At 68.4% G+C, this 20,409-nt stretch carries 17 protein-coding genes; 9 read left to right on the top strand and 8 right to left on the bottom strand.

Annotation, left to right across the window (positions count from 1 at the left end):
- Positions 1-11: 11 nt before the first annotated feature.
- Complete coding sequence (locus QFZ50_RS02805) at positions 12-1,145, bottom strand: glutamate--cysteine ligase (protein ID WP_307081707.1); 1,134 nt, start codon at positions 1,143-1,145, stop codon at positions 12-14.
- Between the two features lie 259 nt (positions 1,146-1,404).
- A complete protein-coding gene (locus QFZ50_RS02800; protein WP_307081705.1) occupies positions 1,405-2,175 on the bottom strand; it encodes a GAF and ANTAR domain-containing protein in 771 nt (256 codons plus the stop codon).
- 269 nt (positions 2,176-2,444) lie between these two features.
- On the opposite strand from QFZ50_RS02800, the gene QFZ50_RS02795 reads away from it, so the two are divergent.
- The 3 genes from QFZ50_RS02795 to QFZ50_RS02785 are packed head-to-tail and all read left to right on the top strand — an operon-like array spanning position 2,445 to position 4,159.
- Positions 2,445-3,116, top strand: coding sequence for a PAS and ANTAR domain-containing protein (locus tag QFZ50_RS02795; protein WP_307081703.1), 672 nt, complete (start codon positions 2,445-2,447; stop codon positions 3,114-3,116).
- A 42-nt stretch (positions 3,117-3,158) separates the two neighbouring features.
- Positions 3,159-3,887 carry a GAF and ANTAR domain-containing protein gene (locus QFZ50_RS02790; RefSeq protein ID WP_307081702.1) on the top strand — a complete coding sequence of 243 codons (729 nt, stop codon included), beginning with the start codon at positions 3,159-3,161 and terminating at the stop codon, positions 3,885-3,887.
- Positions 3,884-4,159 carry a hypothetical protein gene (locus QFZ50_RS02785; protein ID WP_307081700.1) on the top strand — a complete coding sequence of 92 codons (276 nt, stop codon included), beginning with the start codon at positions 3,884-3,886 and terminating at the stop codon, positions 4,157-4,159. The genes QFZ50_RS02790 and QFZ50_RS02785 overlap by 4 nt, the downstream gene beginning before the upstream one ends.
- A 42-nt stretch (positions 4,160-4,201) precedes the next feature.
- Here the strand turns inward: QFZ50_RS02785 and QFZ50_RS02780 are convergent, their stop codons facing one another.
- From QFZ50_RS02780 to QFZ50_RS02765, 4 genes are all read right to left on the bottom strand, one after another.
- Positions 4,202-4,918 (bottom strand): VIT1/CCC1 transporter family protein, encoded by a 717-nt coding sequence (locus QFZ50_RS02780; protein WP_307081698.1) that lies wholly within the window; start codon positions 4,916-4,918, stop codon positions 4,202-4,204.
- 43 nt (positions 4,919-4,961) lie between these two features.
- A complete protein-coding gene (locus QFZ50_RS02775; RefSeq protein ID WP_307081696.1) occupies positions 4,962-5,624 on the bottom strand; it encodes an ANTAR domain-containing protein in 663 nt (220 codons plus the stop codon).
- 391 nt (positions 5,625-6,015) lie between these two features.
- Entirely contained in the window at positions 6,016-6,747 is a 732-nt protein-coding gene (locus QFZ50_RS02770; RefSeq protein WP_307081694.1) for a GAF and ANTAR domain-containing protein, read from the bottom strand.
- Between the two features lie 69 nt (positions 6,748-6,816).
- Entirely contained in the window at positions 6,817-8,277 is a 1,461-nt protein-coding gene (locus QFZ50_RS02765; protein ID WP_307081693.1) for an aminotransferase class I/II-fold pyridoxal phosphate-dependent enzyme, read from the bottom strand.
- A gap of 237 nt (positions 8,278-8,514) precedes the next feature.
- Between QFZ50_RS02765 and QFZ50_RS02760 the strand changes: the two genes are divergently transcribed.
- The 6 genes from QFZ50_RS02760 (at position 8,515) to QFZ50_RS02735 (ending at position 17,549) form a co-directional block, all read left to right on the top strand.
- Complete coding sequence (locus QFZ50_RS02760; RefSeq protein WP_307086610.1) at positions 8,515-10,173, top strand: DUF885 domain-containing protein; 1,659 nt, start codon at positions 8,515-8,517, stop codon at positions 10,171-10,173.
- Between the two features lie 167 nt (positions 10,174-10,340).
- On the top strand, positions 10,341-11,762 hold the full coding sequence (locus tag QFZ50_RS02755) for a dicarboxylate/amino acid:cation symporter (RefSeq protein WP_307081692.1): 1,422 nt from the start codon (positions 10,341-10,343) through the stop codon (positions 11,760-11,762).
- A gap of 158 nt (positions 11,763-11,920) precedes the next feature.
- Entirely contained in the window at positions 11,921-12,484 is a 564-nt protein-coding gene (locus QFZ50_RS02750) for an AMIN-like domain-containing (lipo)protein (protein ID WP_307081691.1), read from the top strand.
- Between the two features lie 77 nt (positions 12,485-12,561).
- On the top strand, positions 12,562-13,194 hold the full coding sequence (locus tag QFZ50_RS02745) for a Maf family protein (protein ID WP_307081690.1): 633 nt from the start codon (positions 12,562-12,564) through the stop codon (positions 13,192-13,194).
- A 107-nt stretch (positions 13,195-13,301) separates the two neighbouring features.
- The gene (locus QFZ50_RS02740) at positions 13,302-15,137 is read left to right on the top strand and encodes an acetyl/propionyl/methylcrotonyl-CoA carboxylase subunit alpha (RefSeq protein ID WP_307081689.1); all 1,836 of its coding nucleotides are present in this window, start codon (positions 13,302-13,304) and stop codon (positions 15,135-15,137) included.
- Positions 15,138-15,650: 513 nt separating this feature from the next.
- The gene (locus QFZ50_RS02735; protein ID WP_307081688.1) at positions 15,651-17,549 is read left to right on the top strand and encodes a polysaccharide deacetylase family protein; all 1,899 of its coding nucleotides are present in this window, start codon (positions 15,651-15,653) and stop codon (positions 17,547-17,549) included.
- A 94-nt stretch (positions 17,550-17,643) separates the two neighbouring features.
- Here QFZ50_RS02735 and QFZ50_RS02730 read toward each other — a convergent pair whose 3' ends face one another.
- A complete protein-coding gene (locus QFZ50_RS02730) occupies positions 17,644-18,651 on the bottom strand; it encodes a glycosyltransferase family 2 protein (RefSeq protein ID WP_307081686.1) in 1,008 nt (335 codons plus the stop codon).
- On the bottom strand, positions 18,648-20,213 hold the full coding sequence (locus QFZ50_RS02725) for a polysaccharide pyruvyl transferase family protein (protein ID WP_307081684.1): 1,566 nt from the start codon (positions 20,211-20,213) through the stop codon (positions 18,648-18,650). The genes QFZ50_RS02730 and QFZ50_RS02725 overlap by 4 nt, the downstream gene beginning before the upstream one ends.
- Positions 20,214-20,409 lie beyond the last annotated feature (196 nt).

The following is a 20,409-nucleotide window of genomic DNA, read 5'->3' as shown; positions in this document are numbered from 1 at the left end:
TGCATCGATGGTCACGAATCCTGGTTGCTGCTGAGCAGGAACGGGTGGGTCAGATCCTGGAGAGAGGTGACGGGCAGGTTACTGGCTTCCACCGCGTCCGCGACCACCGCGCCCAGGCTGCCCGCCCTGGCATGGACGGTGCGCTGACGGACGGCGCCGGTCCCCCGGGCCAGTGCCTGGAACAGCAGGAACTCCACCGTGCCGAGCTCCCCCTGGTCCTTCAGCGCCGGCTGGAGATGATCCAGCAGACCCATGACCACGCCGAACGCGGCACGGCGCTCGCCGGTCGGCGGATCCATCAACTGCCCGTCCAGCCCGAATCGGCTGGCCTGCCAGCAGGCGAGCCGGAGCTGCGTGGCGGACGCGGGGACGGGCTCCACCCCGGCGCGCCACTGCCGTGCCGCCGTCTCCACGAGGCCCCGCACCACGGCTGCGAGGAGGACTGCATCGTCGGCGAACAGACAGACGTCCCCCACCCGGATCTCCACCGTGGGATGGCGGTGGCTGAGCCGGGCGTCGAAGTAGATCTGCCCCTCGTCCAGGGGGACACCGGAACGCAGGATCCCGCGGACCTGGGCGTGGTAGGCCTCCGCGGAGCCGAAGATCTCGCAGGGCCCGGCCGTGGGCCACCGGTTCCAGGCCTGGGCGCGGTAGCTGGCGTAGCCCGTGTCCACGCCGTTCCAGAACGGGGAATTGGCCGTGAGGGCCGCCACCACCGGAAGCCAGACCCGGATGCGGTCGAGGACGGCGACGCCTTCCTCGTCCGACTCCACCTCCACATGCACGTGGCAGCCGCAGGTCAGCTGCTCCGCCGCGGTGAGGCCGAACCGCTGGACCATCTGCTCGTACCGCAGCCCCGGCGTCGTCGTGGTGGTCACCGGGAGCGGCGACGTCGCCAGGGCGACGGACCGGGCGCCGACCGATCGGGCAACGGTGTCCGCGCTCGCCCGCCGGGTGGTGATGTCACGGGCCAGCTCGGCGAGGCCGATCCGCGGCAGGGTGCACGTCTCGATCTGTTCCTGCTTCATCTCGCTGCTCAGGCCGTCGTCGCCCTGCAGGCGTTCGAGCACGTCGCCCAGTGCCACCGGCTGCCCGTCCGCGCCGTCGACGATCAGGAACTCCTCCTCGACCCCTACCGGGCGCATGGTCGTCCCCCGGCGGCCGGCACTGCCGCGGTCGGGTCCCGTCCACCAGCGGGCGGACCATCGCTACCGTGAAGATCTGGCACTTCCGCTCCTGGCGTAGGATCTGGGGCCGTCTGTCGACCCCCGGAGTCCCCACATGGTAAGGATGCTTACTTGACCCCTGCAAGCATTGCTTCCACCCGTTCCCGGCGGCGATGGGGATGGCCGGGAGGGTGTCAGGCCCCCTCACAGTGCGGCAGGGCTCGACGACGCCGCGGGTTCAGGAGGACAGCGGCGGAGTGGTGGCGATGGAGGTGATCAGGTGCTGGGCGAGGTCCCGGAGCTTGATGTTGCGGGTGCTGGCCGCTGTGCGCAGGATGGCGACGGCCTCTTCCTGGGAGCACCTGTTCTGGGCCATGATGATGCCGACCGCGGTGTCGATCGTGGACCTGTTCGCCATGGCAGCGCGCAGGTCCGTTCCCGTGTCGACTAGCGCCGTGATGTGGGAGGCGAGGCCCAGCGACGTCGCGGCCTCCGCGGCGAAGCGGTGCACGTACCTCCTGGCACGACCATCGAACGCGTCCTGGTGACCCGAATACAGGTTGAGGGCGCTGTAGGTGTCCTCGGGAAGAAGGATCGGTACTGCGAGGACGGAGCGCACGCCCTGCGCCTCCATCGCCTGCCGGTACCCCGAGCCGGAAGGGAACTGCCGCAGGTCCGGGACGTACACCTCCCGTTCCTGCCGGGCGGCGGTCAGGCAGGGTCCGTCGTCGAACCGGTACTGGACCTCGTCCATCTGCTGGGCCTGCTCGCTGCTGCTGGCCACGGTGGCGGCCCTCCTGGGCCGAAGGAGGGTGATCCCGCAGAACACCTCCCGGCCGGATTCGCTGAGGACCTCGGCCGCGACCGTGGCGAGGTAGTCGAGGAACTCGATCACGTCCGCACTGGTGGCGACAGCCTGGTGCAGCTTCTCGGCAGTGTCGACACCGACATCGGCCTCGGAAAGCCGCGCTCGAGCATCGGGGATGCTGTTGTCCGACGGGTGGTGCATCGTGGATCCCCTGAAGGGTTGGGGCTCGGCCGAACGATGCGGGCGTAGCTGCTGCTGCAGGCACCATCAAGGGGAACAGATCAGGAGGCGCCCGGAACGGGCACCTCCTCCCAGACTAGGCGCCGCTGGACCGCAACGGTGAAGTATCGGCCGCCCGGGTCGGCGACCGGCACCCGTGGCGCCGGACTGTCCGGGGGACTTGCTACTGTTCTGTTCTGGACGCTGGTCAAGCCGCCGGCCTGCGTCGAGCACGTCGAATGGTCACTTGCATGTCCCTGCCCACTGCAGCATCACCGCCTGTCCTGGACACCGTCGTCGTCCAGGCGAGTATCGGGTCCTTCATCGACTGCCCGACCGGCACGGTGGAGCACTACTTCGACTCTCCGGCCTTCACCTGGTCCGATGAGCTGTACCGCATCCATGGCTACACGCGCGGCGAGATCGTCCCGACCCTGGAACTGAACCTGTCCCATATCGAATCCCGGGACCGGGACGCCGCACGCGCCTTCTGGCACGAACTGACGACAGCCGGCGGCCCGCTCTCCGTGTACCTGTCCCTCGTCGACGCGGCCGGACGCACCCGCAAGGTCCTGGTCTCCGGTGACCTCATCCGCGACGACGGGAACCCGGTGGGTGTGTGGGCATTGATCGTGGACCTCACCCGTTCCATCCATCACGACAGCCACCGGCTGGCCGATTCCGCCGTCGCCGCATCGGCGTTGAGCCGTGCCGTGATCGAACAGGCCAAGGGAATCCTTATGGGGCGCGCCGGCCTGACCGCAGCGGAAGCGTTCGACCGCATCAACCAGCGCAGCCAGGCCACGAACCGGAAGGTCGTCGTCGTCTCCCAGGAGATCATCGACCGGGCCCACCAGCTCACCCGGGCCAGCAACCGTCTCCGCGACACCCAGGCCCTGCTGGAACTCTTCCAGCAACCCTGAACCGACAAGACCCGAAACCACCTGTACCTACGAAAGATGCTCATGGACGACTCCTCCCTCCCGGAAATCGGCCCCCTCGTCGGGCGGGCCCAGGGACTCCTCCTCACGGAACAGACCGCGCAGCAGGCCGTGTCGGCTCTCGCCATCGCAGCGAAGGAAGCCATCCCGCGCGCGCTCGGGGCCGGAGTGAGCCTCATCAGGGACAACCGGCCGACCAGCGTCGGGGCGACGGACGCCTTCGTCCTCCAGGCCGACAACCTCCAGTACGAGATCGGCAGCGGTCCGTGCCTGAGCGCATGGTCCGAGGGCAGGGCCATGCTGATCGAGGACACCGGGACGGAGCAGCGCTGGCAGACCTGGAGTGATGCGGCAGCGAGCACGGGCATCCGTTCCTGCTTCAGCGTGCCCCTGGGGCAAGAGCCGCACGGTATCGGTGCGATGAAGATCTATGCGGCAGCCCCTGGTGCCTTCACCGTCCAGGACCAGAAGGTACTCGCGAACCTCGCCCTCTCGGCGGCGGTCCTGCTCGGCCACATCCAGGCCAGTGACACCCCTCAGCGCATCAGCGCGACGTTCAAGGAGACCCTGCGCGTCCGCGACCTCGTCGCGACCGCCTGCGGGATCATCATGGAACGACACGATCTTCCCGAGGACGAAGCCCTCGCCCACCTCCTGGGCGAAGCAGGCACCGAGGGCCTGACACTTCGCGAGCTCGCGCGATCCGTCGTCCGACGCGACAGCCGGCCCGGGACGTCCGCCGAAGCACGATGACCCACGACGATCCGACGCCATCGATCGAGGACAGGCAGCGCCGCCAGATCGGGCGGGCGATGACACAGGCGGGGCTGAGCCTGCCCAGGGTATGGCTCCAGTACTTCTCGATCACCGGCACGGTGGACGAATACGAGATCGACGCCTACCTCAACCAGATGATCAACCTGCCCGCGACGGAATGCGACAAACTCGCCCATGCCATCAACGAGCTCATCGACGAGATCCCCCCACCACGCCGCGCGCCCTACCGTGGCGACTTCCACGCCTGACGACGGCGCGGCCCTCCGCCCCGGCGATCCAGGGGGAGCAACTCAGGCGATGCCCGTCGTGCCGAGGAGAGCGCCGACGAGGTAGGTGACCGCCATGGCCGCGGCACCTCCGATGACCAGTCGCAGCATGGCACGCCGCCGTGAGCTGCCGCCGACATGGGCGCTGACCGCCCCGGTGATCGTGAGGGCCACCAGGACCGCGACGAACGTCAGGGGTATGCGGACTCCTGCGGGCAGCAGGAGGATCGCGAGCAGCGGCAGGACGGCCCCGGCCGCGAACGCCGCAGCGGACGCGAGCGCGGCATGCCATGGATTGGCGACGTCCACCTCGTCGATGTTCAGCTCCGCCGACAGGTGGGCGCCGAGGACGTCGTGCTCGGTCAGCTCCAATGCGACCTGACGGGCCGTGGCGGGGCTGAGCCCCCTCGCCTCGTACAACCCGGTGAGCTCGCTGAGCTCTCCCGCGGGGTCGTCCCGCAGTTCCTGCCGCTCCTTCTCGATGAGCGCTTCCTGGCTGTCCTTCTGGCTGCTCACGGACACGTACTCGCCCAACGCCATCGACACGGACCCGCCGACGACGGCCGCCGTGCCGGCGACCAGGATGGGTGGGAGCGTGTTCGTCACCCCGGCGACACCGATGACCGTCGCGGCGGTGGACACGATCCCGTCGTTCGCGCCCAGCACGGCTGCACGTAGCCAGTTCAACCGCGCTGCCACACCGCCGTCATGGGGTTCGACAGGATCTTCGTCATCAGCCATGGAAGCAGTAAAGCACCCAGCGGCGTCTCCCCACAGGAGCAGGTCAGAGGGCCCGGAAGAGATCGATGAGTGCCTGGTCGAGGGGCTGGTGCCGGTCCTGGTGGGTGAGCTGCAGGGCCCGGTCGATGATCCCCTGGGAGATGACGACCACTTTGCGGTTGGTGCGCTGACTGTAGGAACTGATCCGGTCGAAGGCCTCGGTGGCGTTCAGGCCGGCGCGGCCCATGAGGATCCCCTTGGCCTGCTCGATCACTGCGCGGCTGAGCGCGGACGCGGCGACCGCCTCGTTGGCGATCCGGTGCGTATCGGCGTGGATCGACTGGGTGAGGTCGACGACCAGCGCCCACACGCCGACGGGTTCGGTGCCGTCGAGGATGAGGTCCGCCGAGATGAGGATCTTGCGCTTCCGCCCGTTGAGGTCGCGCAACGATGAGTAGACCGACGACGGGCCGCCGCTCGTGGTGACCTTGGTCCAGAACGCGTGCACGGCGTCCCGCTCCTCCGGTTCGATGTGCGACAGACCGAGATCCAGGGTGGGGACGACGTCTCCGCGTCCGTAGCCGTGGATCCGGTACAGCTCGTCCGACCAGTGGAAGACGTTGTCGGCGAAGAAGTACTCGACGGTGCCGGTGGGGCAATCCAGGAAGTACTCGATACCGGTGACGGCCCCGGCCGAGGGCGCAGCGGATTCGTTGGTGGTGGTCATGGGGAAGCCATTCGACGTGCCCGACACGAGCTGGTGGCTCAACCCATGTCCAAAGGAAAAGGGTAGCAAGGAGCGGCGGATCGTTGCACTTCAGGGGTCCGGCTCCCGTGCCGGTCGGCCGGACGGCTGCCTGCTCGCAGAGGAGCCATGGACGCAGCGACCGATTAGTTTCCCTCTGGCCTCCGGCTGCTTGACGACCAGAGGGAATCCCACTGTCGTGCACGAGGCTCGTCGGTGTATCCGGCTGAGTCCGCGACACGAAGCCGGGACATTTGCAGGGTTCTTCCAGTATGCGCCTGCCACACTCAAGAAACGACCGTGGATCCCCTCATGGGAACCTCAGTCTTTACCCGGGTTTCACCCGCCCGTGTCCGCGGGCCACGGCCTCGCCTCACGAGTCCAGGAGACCGGAGGCGTCGAGACCCTCACGCCTGACGATGGTCCTCGCCAGCTCGGCCATGGTGGTGCGGGCGTCGGTGACCAGGGCCAGCATGTGCCCGAGGGCTTCCTCGGGGTCCATGTCGTGGCGTTCCATGAGGATGCCCCGGGCGAGGTCGACGGTGCTCCTCATGGTGAGTGCCTCACTCACCTCGGCGGTGATGCGCTGGGGTGTGTCGCTGGCCTGGATGTGACCGAGCAGCGCTGCTGCCGAGGTGGCGAGATGGGAGAGCACCCGGGTGTCGGCGGACGTGAAGGCGTTCGGGGTGCGTGCGTAGGCCTTCAGCGCTCCGATCGGTTCCTTGCCGCGGATCAGGGGCGAGGTGGCGCAGGACCGTATGCCTGCCTCCGCAGCGGCCGCATTCCAGCGCTTCCACCGCTCGTCCGTGGTCGTGTCGTCGACGAGTTGCGCATGCCCTGTTGCCCAGGCCGTCAGGCATGGTCCCTCGCCGAAGTCGTACTGGAGCCGGTCGGCGGCCAGGACGGAGGAGTCCGTGGAGCCGACGCTCGTCCGCTCGCCGGCCATGATCAGGGACACTCCTGCCCCGTCGGCGTGGTCGATGACGCTCCGTGCGGCCTCTGCCAGATCATCCACGGCCTGCTGCGCGGTCTGTTCCGTCAGCAGCAGGCCCTTCGTCCGCCCGATGATGACACCGAGCTCGCTGATCGGGGATCCAGCGTTCATGGACGCCACCTCACTCGATGCGTCATCCGCAGGACCACGGCATCCACTCCGTACTGCGCATACCGGCCACTACTCCTTGACCACGCGGATCGTCCTGAGGGAGGCGTCGCCGGGATCGGGAAGGACCATCCCTGCGGCGACGCCGCTGCGCAGGTACTTGATGGAGGCCTCGTTGATGCGCTCCCCCGGCAGGAACACCGGGACGCCGGGAGGGTAGGGCGTGGCGAGCTCCGCGACGATCCGCCCCACGGACTCCTCGACCGGGATGTCCTCCACGGGACCGAAGAAGGCGTCGCGCGGCAGCATGACGGTCTCCAGGTCCAGCTCGCCCTCATCGGGGATCAGGACGGGAGGCGACGCGGGAAAGCCGGGCGCGGCGTCGATGAGCAGGCGCAGGCCGTCCATCAGCCGCTGCACGGTGGATTCGTCGTCGGCGATGGACATCGTGATCTCGATGCGTCGATGATCGGTGGTGCCGAAGTCCAGGCGGCAGTTCTCCCGCAGCCAGTCGTGGGCCTGGTAGCCCGTCACGCCTAGGCCGGACACGTCGACCAGGATGTGCAGGATGTCGAGGTCCTTCGTGGCCTCGTGCGAGGTGAGCTCCTCCTCCAGCACGTGCAGGCCGGGCAGTTCCTCGATCTGCTCCCGGACCCGGCGGGTCAGGGCCAGGGTGCGGTCGATCATCTCGTGCCCGTTCTGCACCATCTGGCGCCGCCAGCCGTCCATCGCCGCATACATCAGCGTGCTGGCGCTGGTGGTCGAGAGGATGTCTGCGCAGTGCTCGAGCCGGACCGGGTCCACCAGGTCCCCCTGGAGGTGGAAGACCGACCCCTGCTCGAAGCCGATGCCCATCTTGTGCACGCTCACCACGCACAGGTCAGCGCCCGCGGACATCGCCCAGGTGGGCGTATCGGAGTGGAAGGGCAGCTGCGCACCCCAGGCCTCGTCGACGATCAGCGGCTTGCCCCGCTCATGGCAGATCTTCACGATCGCCTCGATGTCCGCGCAGGTCCCGTAGGGGGTCGGGCTCACGATGAGCGCGGCCGAGGCATCCGGGTACTTCTCCCACGTCTCCTCCACCTCCCGCGGCGTCGGCGGGTGGGCGAGTTTGAGCTCGTTGTCCCAGCTCGGGCGGATCCAGCGCGGCTGCAGGCCCCCCAGGACCAGGGCCGAGACCACGGACTTGTGCGCGTCCCGGCCGATGAGGAGCTCACCCTCCCCATGCGTGACGGCGAGGATCGCGGCCTTCACCGACAGGGAACTGCCGCAGGTCGAGAAGAACGTCTGCTCCGCGCCCACGGCGTCCGCCATCAGCTCCTGGGCCCGCTGCAGGTACCCGTTCGAGGTCTTCCGGTCATCGAGCCCCGAACTGGCCAGGACATCGGACCTGAAACTCTGCTCACCCAGGACCTCCAGCACCCGCGGATCCACACCCCGTCCCTGGCGGTGCGCCGGCGGCGTGAACCCGTACCGGTCCAGCTTCTGGTGCTCACCCAGCGCCGTCAGGACAGGAGTCTCATTCTGGTCCATCTCGCTCATCCCTCCATCGATCACCAAGCATGCTTACTGATCAAACCTGCCAAGTGCGCCGCGGGTGCGTCAATGGGCAATCGGGGCTGTGGAATCAGCAGGACTGTGCCGGGACAGCCGGACCAGGTGCTTCTGTGGCTTCCGGCAACGACCTGACGCTAGGCTCGGCGGGTGACCCACAACACTCCAGCCTCCGACGCTTCCGCTCCCACCCCCGGCGATCCCCCGGCACGGCACATGACGGCGATCGACGCCGTCGCCTCGTCCTACTACGAGACACTCCTCGAGCTGATGCCGAACTTCGCCACCGAACTGGGCATCCCCGGTCATGAGACCGAGTACCAGGACTATTCGCCGGCCGGCCTCGAGGCGCTGGCGGAAGCCGCCCGTGACACCCTGCGCCGCCTGGACGACCTGCAGCCGGCCGACGACGTCGACGCCGTCACGCTCGACGCCATGCGCGAGCGGCTCGGGCTCGACCTCGAGATCCACGAGACCGGCCTCGACTACGCCGAGCTGAACAACATCGCCTGCCCGGCACAGAACATCCGTGCGATCTTCGACCTCATGCCCACCGACACAGCAGAGGACTGGGGTCATATCGCCGGCCGTATGGCGAACGTGCCCGAGGCCGTCGACGGGTACATCTCCTCGCTCCGGGCCGGCCGCGAGCGAGGACTCGTCGCCGCACGCCGGCAGGTCTCCGTCGTCGTCGAACAGTCCACGAAGTACGCGGAGGACGGCGGTTTCTTCGACGCCCTCGGCAGGACCGGCAGCGCTGGCGACGTCGAGCTTCCCGCCCCCGTGCGGGAGCAGCTCCGAGCCGGTGCCGACGCCGCGCGCGCCGCCTACCGCGCCCTCGCGTCCTTCCTGCAGGACGACCTGCTGCCCAGCGCACCGGAGAAGGACGCCGTCGGTCGTGAACGCTACGCCCTGATGTCGCGCGTGTTCCTCGGTTCTGCCGTCGACCTCGAGGAGACGTACCAGTGGGGCGTCGAGGAGCTCGATCGGGTGATCGCCGAGCAGGAGGCGGTGGCCGGCGAGATCCGTGAGGGGGCGAGCATCGAGGAGGCCATGCGTCTGCTCGACGAGGACCCCGCCCGCCAGCTGCAGGGCACCGATGCACTGCAGGCATGGATGCAGGAGCTCTCGGACCGGGCCGTCGACGCGATGGCCGGCGTGCACTTCGACATCCCGGACGTCATGCGGCGCCTGGAGTGCCGCATCGCCCCGACCAACGAGGGTGGCATCTACTACACCGGGCCGAGCGACGATTTCTCCCGCCCGGGCCGCATGTGGTGGTCCGTACCTGAGGGTGAGGACTCGTTCACCACCTGGAAGGAGACCACCACCGTCTACCACGAGGGCGTCCCCGGCCATCACCTGCAGGTCGCGACGGCCACCTACCAGCGGGCCCTGCTGAACCCGTGGCGCCGCAACGCCATCTGGGTCTCCGGGCAGGGCGAGGGCTGGGCGCTCTACGCCGAGCGCCTCATGCAGGAACTCGGGTTCCTGTCCGATCCGGGCGACCGCCTCGGCATGCTCGACGCCCAGCGCATGCGGGCCGCCCGTGTGGTCTTCGACATCGGTGTCCACCTCGAGCTGGAGATCCCGGAGCGCTGGGGCGAAGGCACCTGGACACCCGAGAAGGGCTACGACTTCCTGAAGCGCAACATCGCCATCAGCGAGGGCCAGCTCGACTTCGAGTACACGCGCTACCTCGGCTGGCCGGGACAGGCGCCGTCGTACAAGATCGGCCAGCGTCTCTGGGAGCAGGTCCGCGACGAGGTGCGCGCCCACGAGGGTGACGCCTTCGACCTCCGCGCCTTCCACACGCGGGCGCTCAACCTCGGCTCGGTGGGCCTCGATACCCTGCGTCGCGCCCTGGTGTCCTGACGTAGATCTTCGTCACACGCGGGCGGGGGGATCCCTCCCCGCCCGCCCGACGTTCCCCGCCTCCGCGCGGGCGCACGATCGGACCGGGCACGACGGCGGACGGGCGCCGGGTAACATTTCGCAACTCCCGCTTCGTCCTGCTACGGGGCGCCCCTAGTGTGGCGGGCGTGTCTACTGAAACCAGTTCCCCGCCCGCGCGGCGCCGTTTGCCCCGCTGGGCGACGTCCTTCGGCCCCCAGATCATCGCAGCCCTCGTCGTCGGGCTCGCCCTCGGCCTCCTCGCCAAGTACACGGGCCACACCAAGGAGACGCCCAACGGCCTCGGCACCACGCTCGCCACGCTCGGCTCGAGCTACGTGGCCCTGCTGCGCGCCGCCGTCGTCCCGCTCATCTTCACCGCTGTGGTCAGCTCCATCGCCAACCTCCGCGCCGTCAACAACGCGGCGCGCCTCGCCGGCCAGACCCTGCTCTGGTTCGCGATCACGGCACTGATCTCCGTGGTCATCGGCATCGGCCTCGGCGTCCTCTTCCAGCCCGGCGCCGGGACCGACGCGACACAGCCCGCCGAGTACACGGGCAGCACGGGCAGCTGGTGGGCCTTCCTGACGGGACTCGTGCCCGCCAACTTCCTCGGCCTCCAGGCATCCTCCAGCGTCGCCGAATCCGGAGCGGTCACCACCGCGCTGAACTTCAACGTGCTGCAGGTGCTCGTCGTCGCCGTCGCGGTCGGCATCGCGGCCCTCAAGGTGGGCAAGCAGGCCGAGACCTTCCTGACCTTCAACGCCTCGGCCCTGGCGGTCATCCAGAAGGTCCTGTGGTGGATCATCCGGATCGCCCCGCTGGGCACCATCGGCCTGATCGGCAACGCCGTGGCGGTCTACGGCTGGGACACCATCGGCTCCCTCGGCAAGTTCACGCTCGCCATCTACGTGGGCCTCGCCCTCGTGCTGTTCGCCGTCTACCCCGCGCTCATCAAGGCGCACGGCCTGTCGGTCCGGCAGTACTTCTCGGGCGCCTGGCCCGCCATCCAGCTGGCATTCGTCTCCCGCTCCTCGGTAGGGACCCTGCCGCTCACGCAGCGCGTCACCGAACGCAACCTCGGTGTCCCCCGCGGGTACGCCTCCTTCGCCGTGCCGCTCGGCGCGACGACGAAGATGGACGGCTGCGCGGCCATCTACCCCGCCATCGCGGCGATCTTCGTCGCCCAGTTCTTCGGCATCGACCTCACGCTGGCCCAGTACTTCCTGATCGCCCTCGTGTCGGTGCTCGGCTCCGCGGCGACCGCCGGGACCACCGGTGCCGTCGTCATGCTGACGCTCACGCTCTCCACGCTGGGACTCCCCCTCGCCGGCGTCGGGCTGCTCCTGGCCGTGGACCCGATCCTCGACATGGGCCGCACCGCCGTGAACGTCGCCGGCCAGGCGCTCGTGCCGACCATCGTCTCCCGCCGCGAGCGGCTGCTGGATCTCGACCTCTACAACGCCAGGCGCACGGGTGATCCGTTCGCGGACGACAGCGAACAGGACACCGTAGACAGCGTGGACGGTGCCGCGCCGAACGACGGGATCTCCGCCTCCGTGGCCCGCTGACCGCCGGCCCCCTTCCGACGGCCCGTCCCGGTATACCGGGGCGGGCCGTCCGTCGTTCCCGGCTAACGATTCGGCGCCGTTTCGCCCCGCGGCGGCGCTTTCCCCCGGCGGCGGGAGGACCATGGATGCACCTATCCAGCTCGACCAGGTGGTGCGCCATGATCACATCGCGCAAGGCGGGGAGATTCCCCGCCGCACTCGCCGCACTCGCCCTTGCAGGAGGCCTCGGCCTCGCAGGGGCTCCGCCGGCATCCGCCGCTTACTGCGACATCTCATGGGGATCGACGGCGAAGGCCGCCACGTCCTCCTCCTACTCCGCTCCCATCACCAACGTCCGGTCCGGGCGGCACGACTGCTTCGACCGCCTCGTCATCGACACCCGGGGCAGTGCGCCCGGCTACCGCGTCCGGTACACCGACGCGGTCCGCCAGCCCGGCTCCGGCGCGGTCGTCCCGCTCCGCGGCGGCGCCCGGCTCGTCGTGACCGTCATCGCGCCCGCCTACGACGACGACGGCCAGGCGACCTACCAGCCCGACGATCGCGACGAGCTCGTCGACGTGCGCGGGTACTCGACCTTCCGGCAGGTCGCCCTGGCGGGCAGCTACGAGGGCTGGACGACCTTCGGCGTCGGGGTGCGGGCACGGCTGCCCGTCCGCGTGACCGTCCTGCCGGGACGCGACGGCGGCTCGAGGGTGGTGGTCGACGTCGCGCACCGCTGGTGAGACTCCTGCGGTCCCGTCCCGATCCCGGGGCGGGACCGACAGGCGCCGTGAGCGGCGGCTACCCCTAGGCTTGGAGCATGACGGCCCGCCTGATCCTCGCCTCCAAGTCCCCTGCCCGCACCAAGCTCCTGACCGAGGCGGGAATCGGCCATGCGATCCTCGTCTCCGACGTCGACGAACCCGCCGTCGTCGCCGCCTACGGGCAGCTCGACCCTCATGACACATCCCTGCTCCTCGCGCGGGCCAAGGCCGAGGCCGTCGCAGCCCTCGACGATGCCGAGGACGCGCTCGTGCTCGGCTGCGACTCCGTGTTCGAGTTCGACGGCGAGGCGCACGGCAAGCCCTACGAGCCCGCCGTGGCGATCGAGCGCATCCGCCGGATGCGCGGGCGCTCCGGCGTCCTGCACACCGGCCACTGGCTCGTGGACACGCGCGACGGCGGATCGGGCGCCACGATCGGCGCGGTGTCCTCGGCGACCGTCCACTTCGGGGCCATGACCGACGCCGAGGTCGAGGCGTACGTGGCCAGCGGTGAACCCCTGCACTGTGCCGGGTCGTTCACCATCGACGGGCTCGGCGGTGCCTTCATCGAGCGTGTGGACGGCGATCCGCATGCCGTCGTCGGGCTGAGCATCTCCACGCTGCGCGCCCTCCTGCACGCGGCCGGCGTCTCCGTCACCGAACTCTGGGCGCACGCTCCAGCCTTGTAGGTTCCCTACAAAAGATCGCCCGGCAACACTCCCCTTCGACACGATTCATGGGCGGAAGCCACCAAATCGGGTTAGGCTCCGAACGGAGAAAAAGGAGTCCACGCCCCATGAGCCAGTCCCCCCTCGCACCGTCCGCGTCCCCGGATGCCAGCAGCCCTGCCGACACCCGTACCGCGCAGCACCACGTGACGAAGGTCCTGGTGGCCAACCGCGGGGAGATCGCCGTCCGGGTCATCCGTGCGGCCCGCGACGAGGGCATCGCCTCGGTCGCCGTCTACGCGGACCCCGACCGGAACGCGCTGCACGTGCGCATGGCCGACGAGGCCTTCGCCCTCGGTGGGGACACTGCCGCGGAGTCCTACCTGGTGGCGGACCGCATCCTCGAGGCGGCCGAGCGCAGCGGCGCCGACGCCATCCACCCCGGCTACGGCTTCCTCTCGGAGAACGCCGAGTTCGCGCAGCGTGTCATCGACGCCGGCCTCACCTGGATCGGGCCGTCCCCGGACTCCATCGCCCAGCTGGGCGACAAGGTCCAGGCCCGGCACATCGCCGAGCGCGTCGGCGCCCCGCTCGTCCCCGGCACCAAGGACCCCGTCGAGTCGGTACAGGAGGTCATCGACTTCGCCGACGAGTTCGGGCTGCCCATCGCGATCAAGGCGGCGTTCGGCGGCGGCGGCCGCGGCATCAAGGTGGTCCGCAGCCACGAGGAGATCCCCGAGCTGTACGAATCGGCCGTGCGCGAGGCGACGGCGGCCTTCGGCCGGGGCGAGTGCTTCGTGGAGCGTTTCCTCGACGCCCCGCGGCACGTCGAGACGCAGTGCCTCGCGGACGCCCACGGGAACGTCGTCGTCGTCTCCACCCGCGACTGCTCCCTGCAGCGCCGCAACCAGAAGCTCGTGGAGGAGGCACCCGCACCGTTCCTCTCCGTCGAGCAGAACGCCCGGCTCTACGAGGCCTCGAAGGCCATCCTCCGGGAAGCCTCCTACCAGGGCGCCGGCACCTGCGAATTCCTCGTGGGCCAGGACGGCACCATCTCCTTCCTCGAGGTGAACACCCGCCTCCAGGTGGAGCACCCCGTCTCCGAGGAGGTCACGGGCCTCGACCTCGTCCGTGAGCAGTTCCGCATCGCCCGCGGCGAGGAACTCGGCTACGGCGACCCCGAGGTGCGCGGCCACTCGTTCGAGTTCCGCATCAATGGCGAGGACGCCGGCCGCGGGTTCATGCCCGCACCCGGTACGGTCCAGACCCTCACACTGCCCAGCGGCCCCGGCGTCCGGGTGGATTCCGGCATCGAGGCCGGCGAGGTCATCGGCGGCAACTTCGACTCCATGCTCGCGAAGCTCATCGTCAGCGGCGCCACCCGCGAGCAGGCACTCCAGCGGGCCCGACGCGCCCTGGACGAGATGGTGATCGAGGGCATGCCCACCGTGCTGCCCTTCCACGCCGCCGTGGTCGCCGATCCCGCCTTCGCTCCCGCCGAGGGCGCGTTCTCCATCCACACGCGCTGGATCGAGACGGAGTTCGACAACACCATCGAGCCCTGGAAGGGCCCGGCGGAGGCGGCACCCGAGGAGGACACCCGCCAGCGCGTGGTCGTCGAGGTCGGCGGACGCCGCCTCGAGGTGGTCCTGCCGGCCGGACTCGGCGCGTCGTCGAACGGCAAGGCCGGCGCCCCGGCGAAGACGAAGAAGTCCGCGCGGGCCCGTGGCGGGAAGGCCGCCGTCAGCGGGGACGAACTGACCTCACCGATGCAGGGCACCATCGTCAAGGTGGCGGCGTCCGACGGCGACGTGGTGGCCGAGGGCGACCTCATCGTGGTGCTCGAGGCGATGAAGATGGAACAGCCGCTGACGGCCCACAGGGCAGGAACGCTGACCGGCCTCAAGGCCTCCCCCGGCGACACCGTCTCGGCCGGTTCGGTCATCGCGACCATCCGGGACTAGCCGCAGGCTGGCCGAGGAATGCGTCGCGCCCTTCTTCGGACATTTCACAGCATTCGTTCAGGATAAGAGTGCTGTGCACAATTCCCGTACAAATCCGGGGCCTTCACCGTTTTTCTCCCGTCGTCTTTCTCCCGTCATGGACGACGCGATACTCGAAACCAAGTAGGAGCGAGTAGAAGGCGCGCATAGGGTGCATCAATTCGGGTAGCGACCACTCGCGACCCCGGCGTCCCCACTCAATACGCTTCGAGCACAGGTCGAATATGAAGGCCTGACAAATGAGCTGGGGAAACAGCGTGGTGTCATGCGATCCATTGGATCGGATGGCGTGGTTGCAGAACGGGTCTTGGTCATCGGGGGCGGATCGTCCCTGATGCGCGGCAGCCTACGGAAGACCCGGTTTCCCCCTGAGCGGAGCATCGGGGTGCAGGTATGGAAACAAGGGATGAGCGGCCCGCGGGTGCGGGACCGAAGCACGGACGCAGACGGATGCGCAGGGCCCCTTCGGGCTCCATGCGTTGGACGGCCCTGGGCAGTGTGCTGGCGGTATCCGCCAGCCTGCTCGGCGGGGCAGTATTCGCAGCGCCGGCACACGCCGTCGCCAACACGATCGTCAGCCTCACGTTCGACGATGGCAACGCTGATCAGATTGCCGCGGCCAACACCCTGAAGGCTGCGGGGCTGCGGGGAACATTCTTCGTTCCTTCCGGCTATCTCGATGCTGACACGTACATGACCGTCGCCGAGGCACTGGCGTTGCAGAACGACGGACACGAGATCGGTGGACACAGCGTGACGCACGCGGACCTCCAGGCGGCAGGGGCCGACGAAGCCAAACGCCAGGTCTGCAATGACAGGGTCAACCTGACCAATATGGGTTTCGACGTCAGGAATTTCGCGTATCCGTTCGCATCGGCGAACGATGCCGTGAAAGCAATCGTGCGGGATTGCGGATACAACAGTGCTCGCGGCCTGGGCGACGTGCTGAACAAGAATCCGGAATCTGCCGGATTCCCCGTCGCCGAATCCATCCCCCCGGCCGACCTGTACTACACCGGCGCGCCCGATCAGGTCGACAACACCTGGACACTGGCCGACCTGCAGAACGTCGTCACGCAGTCCGTCAATGGGGGTGGAGGATGGATCCAGCTGACCTTCCACCATATCGGTAGCGCGACCGACCCGCTGAACGTCAGTAGTGCCGTCTTCGCCGAGTACACGACGTGGCTCAAGAATGAGGTCGCGGCAGGGAGGATCGAGGTCAAGACGGTGCGGGACGTCATCCCCGGCGCCACGAAGCCGGCCGTCGCAGGACCCGCCGTGCCGCCCCAGATCACCACGGGGAATCTGCTGGCCAACCCGGGCCTCGAAACGACCGGCTCGCTCCCCGGTGTCCCGAAGTGCTGGTTCTATGGGGGCTTCGGGACGAACACTCCGACCTTCACTCAGGTACCGGGCCGAACCGGTGGCTTCGCCCAGCAGCTGACCATGGCGGGATATGTGTCCGGGGATGCGAAGCTCCTTCCAACGCATGACCTCGGTGAATGCGCACCCAGTGCGAAGGCTGGCCGCACCTATCAGATGAGCGCCTGGTACACGTCCTCCGCTCCGACGCAGTTCGAGGTGTACTACAGGACCGGACTGGGCACCTGGAGCTACTGGACTTCCAGCCCGTTCTTCAACGCTGCGACGGACTGGACCCAGACCACCTTCACGACACCTCCGCTGCCGGCAGGCGCTACGGCAATCAGTATGGGCCTGAACCTGACCAGCGACGGCACCCTCACCACGGATGACTATGAACTGACAGGGGCGCCTTATGCGCCTCCGGCGGTGTCACCGTTCACGGACATCGCCACGAACCAGCTGTTCTACAAGGAGATGTCCTGGCTCTCCGTCCTCGGCATCAGCACCGGCTGGACCGAGGCCAACGGGACCCGCACCTACCGGGCCCTGCAACCCGTCAACCGGGATGCGATGGCCGCGTTCCTCTACCGGGCAGCAGGCTCACCGAACTACACGCCCCCCGCTGTCTCGCCGTTCGCAGATATCAGCACCAGCCAGCTGTTCTACAAGGAGATCTCGTGGCTCGCGTCCCGGGGTATCAGCACCGGCTGGGTGGAAGCGAACGGGACCCGCACCTACCGGGCCCTGCAACCCGTGAACCGTGACGCGATGGCCGCGTTCCTCTATCGGGCCGGCGGCTCCCCCGCCTACTCGGCTCCCGCGGCTTCACCGTTCGCGGACATCGCTACCAACCAGCTGTTCTACAAGGAGATGTCCTGGCTGTCAGCTCAGGGAATCAGCACCGGTTGGACGGAGGCGAACGGGACCCGCACCTACCGGGCCCTGCAACCCGTGGCTCGTGATGCGATGGCGGCGTTCCTCTATCGGGCCGCCGGCACACCCTGACCGTAGGTGGTAAGCACCAGCAGCAGCCATGCGCAACCCAGCGCGTGGCTGCTGTTGTGTGTTCGACGGCCGCCTCATCGGTGGCGAGGACCAGCTATCGCGGGTCGTCCCCGCGACGTTCCCGCACACGATCCTTGAGCCTGCGGTACCGGCGGCGGAGCAGACTCACCAGGCTCGCGTCGCTCACGGCGGCCTCCAGGTGGCGGAGGCTCTCCTCGATCCGGTCCGAGCGTGACTGGAGGTCGCGGAGCAGCTCATCGGAGTAGTTCAACCGGTGATGGAGCTGGTCCGTCTGTTCCTTGCCGGCACCGGCGAGATAGAGCAACGCGCCCAAGCCGTGCGCTGCCGCGTATTCGTGGAGGTGACGTTCCCGAACGTACTTGTCGAAATACAGGTGGTCGTTCTTGCCGGCGAGGAAGCTGTTGCCGCTGGGGCCCTGCGCATCATGACGGTGGTGCCAGAACGCCAGCGGCTCACCGTCGATGAAGCCGAGCGTGTGGTGCTGGAGGACGCGCAACTGGAACTCCCAGTCACCGACCGCCCCGAGGGTCTCGTCGTAGCCGCCGACCTCCGTGTGGAGCTTCCGTCGATAGAGCAGGCCGATGGGCACGCACCGGTTGTAGCGCAGCGCATCGCTGAGCATGAGCTCCCGGATCTCGGGCGAGAAGGGCGCCCTGCCGGTCTCGATGACCCGGTCGTCCTCGATCCGCTCGTGGACGATCTCGGTACGGACGCCTACGCCGGCGTCGGGGCTGGTCTCCAGGTAGCTCACGGTGCGCGCGAGGAAGTCGGGGTGCCATGAGTCGTCGTCGTCGTGGATGGCCACGTACGAAGACGCGCTGGCGGCGATGCCCGCGTTCGACGCCGCTTCCATCCCCCGGCTCTCGTGGTGGTGGAGGATCGTGACGCGATCACGGAACCGACCGGAGTTGGCAGCAATGAGGGAGTCCACGGGATCCGGTGCCCCGCCGTCGTTGACGATGACGAGATGCCAATCCTGCAGATTCTGCCGTAGGACGTCGTCGACCGCCCGTTTCAGGAGGACCGGTCGGTCCTTCGTGCGCATGATGACGGCGACCTGTGCCGCCAGCGGTCCGCTCATCGACGCCGCCTTGTAACTGATGCCACTGCCGCTACCTTTCGGGCAAGCTTGAAGGACCGTGATTCGAACCAGGCCGACAACTCATCACGTGCGTCGTCCCGTTCGCCGGCGAGGGCTTCGACCTCCCCGCGCAGGTGCTCGTTCTCGATCCGCCACATCGTCGATGCCGCCGCTGTGGGCAGGAATACGAGGGCGGAGGCAGCGGCTCGGGCCTGCCACGCCGGGTCGAAGGACGGCAGTGCATGCACCTCCAGCGAGGCCGGCACGCTGTCGGGGGTCCTACCCCCCAGCGTCGAGGCCACGTCGTCCCACCACTGGCGATGTCGGTCCAAGCGGGACGCACGTGCGGCTGCCAGATAGGACGACAGGACATCCCTTCTGGCCCACACATCGTTCACTGCCTCGGTCAGGGTGCCATCGAGCAGGGACGGAAGTGTCAGGGCCAGGTTCTCCAGCCCCCAATTGTGAAGGGCTCCCCTGATCCGCACGTCGCTGTACGCTTCGGCCACCAGCGCGACGACGGGCACCCCGGCCTCGAGCGCGAACACCACCGGGTGATACCGGGAGGTGATCACCAGGGCCGCATCGCGCGTGAGATCGAGTGTCCGGTATGCGTCCTGGATGGGCAGGAGTACGACCCTTCTGCTCCTCATCCGGGCAGCGATGTCCTGATGCATGTGTTCGTCCACATCGCCCTCACCCGGTGTGGCCATGTGCGGGAGGAACACGACCGGGTGCCCTGTGAGCTCGGAGGCGTCGTCGAGCGCGGAGGCGAGGGCGGACAGGTAAGCCTCCCGGTCCACCTCGCCGTGGCCGGGTGAAATTGTCGCAGCGATATAGGGCCCCGCGGGCAGATCACCCGCTTTGCCGGTCGACTCCAGCCGTGACGCGGGGGCGTTCTCCCGGCCGGCAACCGCCATGAAGGAGGCGTCGTCGAGGCAGGGACGCACCGCCGCGTCCGGGGCCAGGTCCCGCATGAGCTGCAGGGAGTCCGACTCCCGGGCCCCGGTGAGATCCGCGGACTCGAGGAGAGTACGTGCCGCATCCCGGTCGGGCCCGTGCAGGTCGGGCCCGAGCGTCTGGCCGGAAACGACGACGCGCAGGCCGAGCGCCCGAGCGATACGGACCGCGGCGACCCGCTCATACAGCAGCCACCCGTACAGCGAATTCATGTTGCCACCACCCGCGACCAAAAGCGCATCACACTGACGCAGGTGCTCGATGAAGTCCAGGATGGCGTCCGTCTCCGCATGTGCGTTCCGGTCATCCTGCGCGACGGCGAGAACCCGTCGAAGAAAATCCGACCGTTCACGGGGAGGCCATGGGAACGTCAGGGTCGGCACGGCCTCGGACTCGAAGGCTCGCCCCGAGACCTGAACATTGCGGGTCAGGACCACGATGTCATCGATACCCCGGCCCCGTAGTTCATCGATGGCTGCATGGGTCATCGCCTCATCACCCACGTGATAGATCGACTGACCCACGTCTCCCAGCACTGCTACTTTCACGTCCCCCATTCTCGCCCATCCCGGTGGCTTGCCCGGACACCGCACCACCGCCATCCAAGCGGCACAAGCTACTGGAACCCACCTTCCCGCGTGACCTCAGCGTGCCGCGTGTCACCCGGTAGACGGTCAGATCGCCAACTCCCGCGGGCTCACCGAACGCGCCCAACCCCCATCTCACGTCGCGTGCTACCTCGGTATGTCTCGGGCAACCCTGCCTCGGCAAATCGCTAGATTTCGATGCGCAGCAATG

Source organism: Arthrobacter agilis, assembly GCF_030816075.1.
Classification (GTDB): domain Bacteria; phylum Actinomycetota; class Actinomycetes; order Actinomycetales; family Micrococcaceae; genus Arthrobacter_D; species Arthrobacter_D agilis_E.
The sequence above is the reverse complement of the archived record's forward strand: the minus strand, read 5'-3'. Positions and strand labels throughout refer to the sequence as shown.

What these genes read in the sequence shown, in the direction of transcription:
- QFZ50_RS02805 (WP_307081707.1), bottom strand. Translation starts at nt 1,145, where the DNA reads ATGCGCCCGGTAGGGGTCGAGGAGGAGTTCCTGATCGTCGACGGCGCG.
- QFZ50_RS02800 (WP_307081705.1), bottom strand. Translation starts at nt 2,175, where the DNA reads ATGCACCACCCGTCGGACAACAGCATCCCCGATGCTCGAGCGCGGCTT.
- QFZ50_RS02795 (WP_307081703.1), top strand. Translation starts at nt 2,445, where the DNA reads ATGTCCCTGCCCACTGCAGCATCACCGCCTGTCCTGGACACCGTCGTC.
- QFZ50_RS02790 (WP_307081702.1), top strand. Translation starts at nt 3,159, where the DNA reads ATGGACGACTCCTCCCTCCCGGAAATCGGCCCCCTCGTCGGGCGGGCC.
- QFZ50_RS02785 (WP_307081700.1), top strand. Translation starts at nt 3,884, where the DNA reads ATGACCCACGACGATCCGACGCCATCGATCGAGGACAGGCAGCGCCGC.
- QFZ50_RS02780 (WP_307081698.1), bottom strand. Translation starts at nt 4,918, where the DNA reads ATGGCTGATGACGAAGATCCTGTCGAACCCCATGACGGCGGTGTGGCA.
- QFZ50_RS02775 (WP_307081696.1), bottom strand. Translation starts at nt 5,624, where the DNA reads ATGACCACCACCAACGAATCCGCTGCGCCCTCGGCCGGGGCCGTCACC.
- QFZ50_RS02770 (WP_307081694.1), bottom strand. Translation starts at nt 6,747, where the DNA reads ATGAACGCTGGATCCCCGATCAGCGAGCTCGGTGTCATCATCGGGCGG.
- QFZ50_RS02765 (WP_307081693.1), bottom strand. Translation starts at nt 8,277, where the DNA reads ATGGACCAGAATGAGACTCCTGTCCTGACGGCGCTGGGTGAGCACCAG.
- QFZ50_RS02760 (WP_307086610.1), top strand. Translation starts at nt 8,515, where the DNA reads ATGACGGCGATCGACGCCGTCGCCTCGTCCTACTACGAGACACTCCTC.
- QFZ50_RS02750 (WP_307081691.1), top strand. Translation starts at nt 11,921, where the DNA reads ATGATCACATCGCGCAAGGCGGGGAGATTCCCCGCCGCACTCGCCGCA.
- QFZ50_RS02745 (WP_307081690.1), top strand. Translation starts at nt 12,562, where the DNA reads ATGACGGCCCGCCTGATCCTCGCCTCCAAGTCCCCTGCCCGCACCAAG.
- QFZ50_RS02740 (WP_307081689.1), top strand. Translation starts at nt 13,302, where the DNA reads ATGAGCCAGTCCCCCCTCGCACCGTCCGCGTCCCCGGATGCCAGCAGC.
- QFZ50_RS02735 (WP_307081688.1), top strand. Translation starts at nt 15,651, where the DNA reads ATGCGTTGGACGGCCCTGGGCAGTGTGCTGGCGGTATCCGCCAGCCTG.
- QFZ50_RS02730 (WP_307081686.1), bottom strand. Translation starts at nt 18,651, where the DNA reads ATGAGCGGACCGCTGGCGGCACAGGTCGCCGTCATCATGCGCACGAAG.
- QFZ50_RS02725 (WP_307081684.1), bottom strand. Translation starts at nt 20,213, where the DNA reads ATGGCGGTGGTGCGGTGTCCGGGCAAGCCACCGGGATGGGCGAGAATG.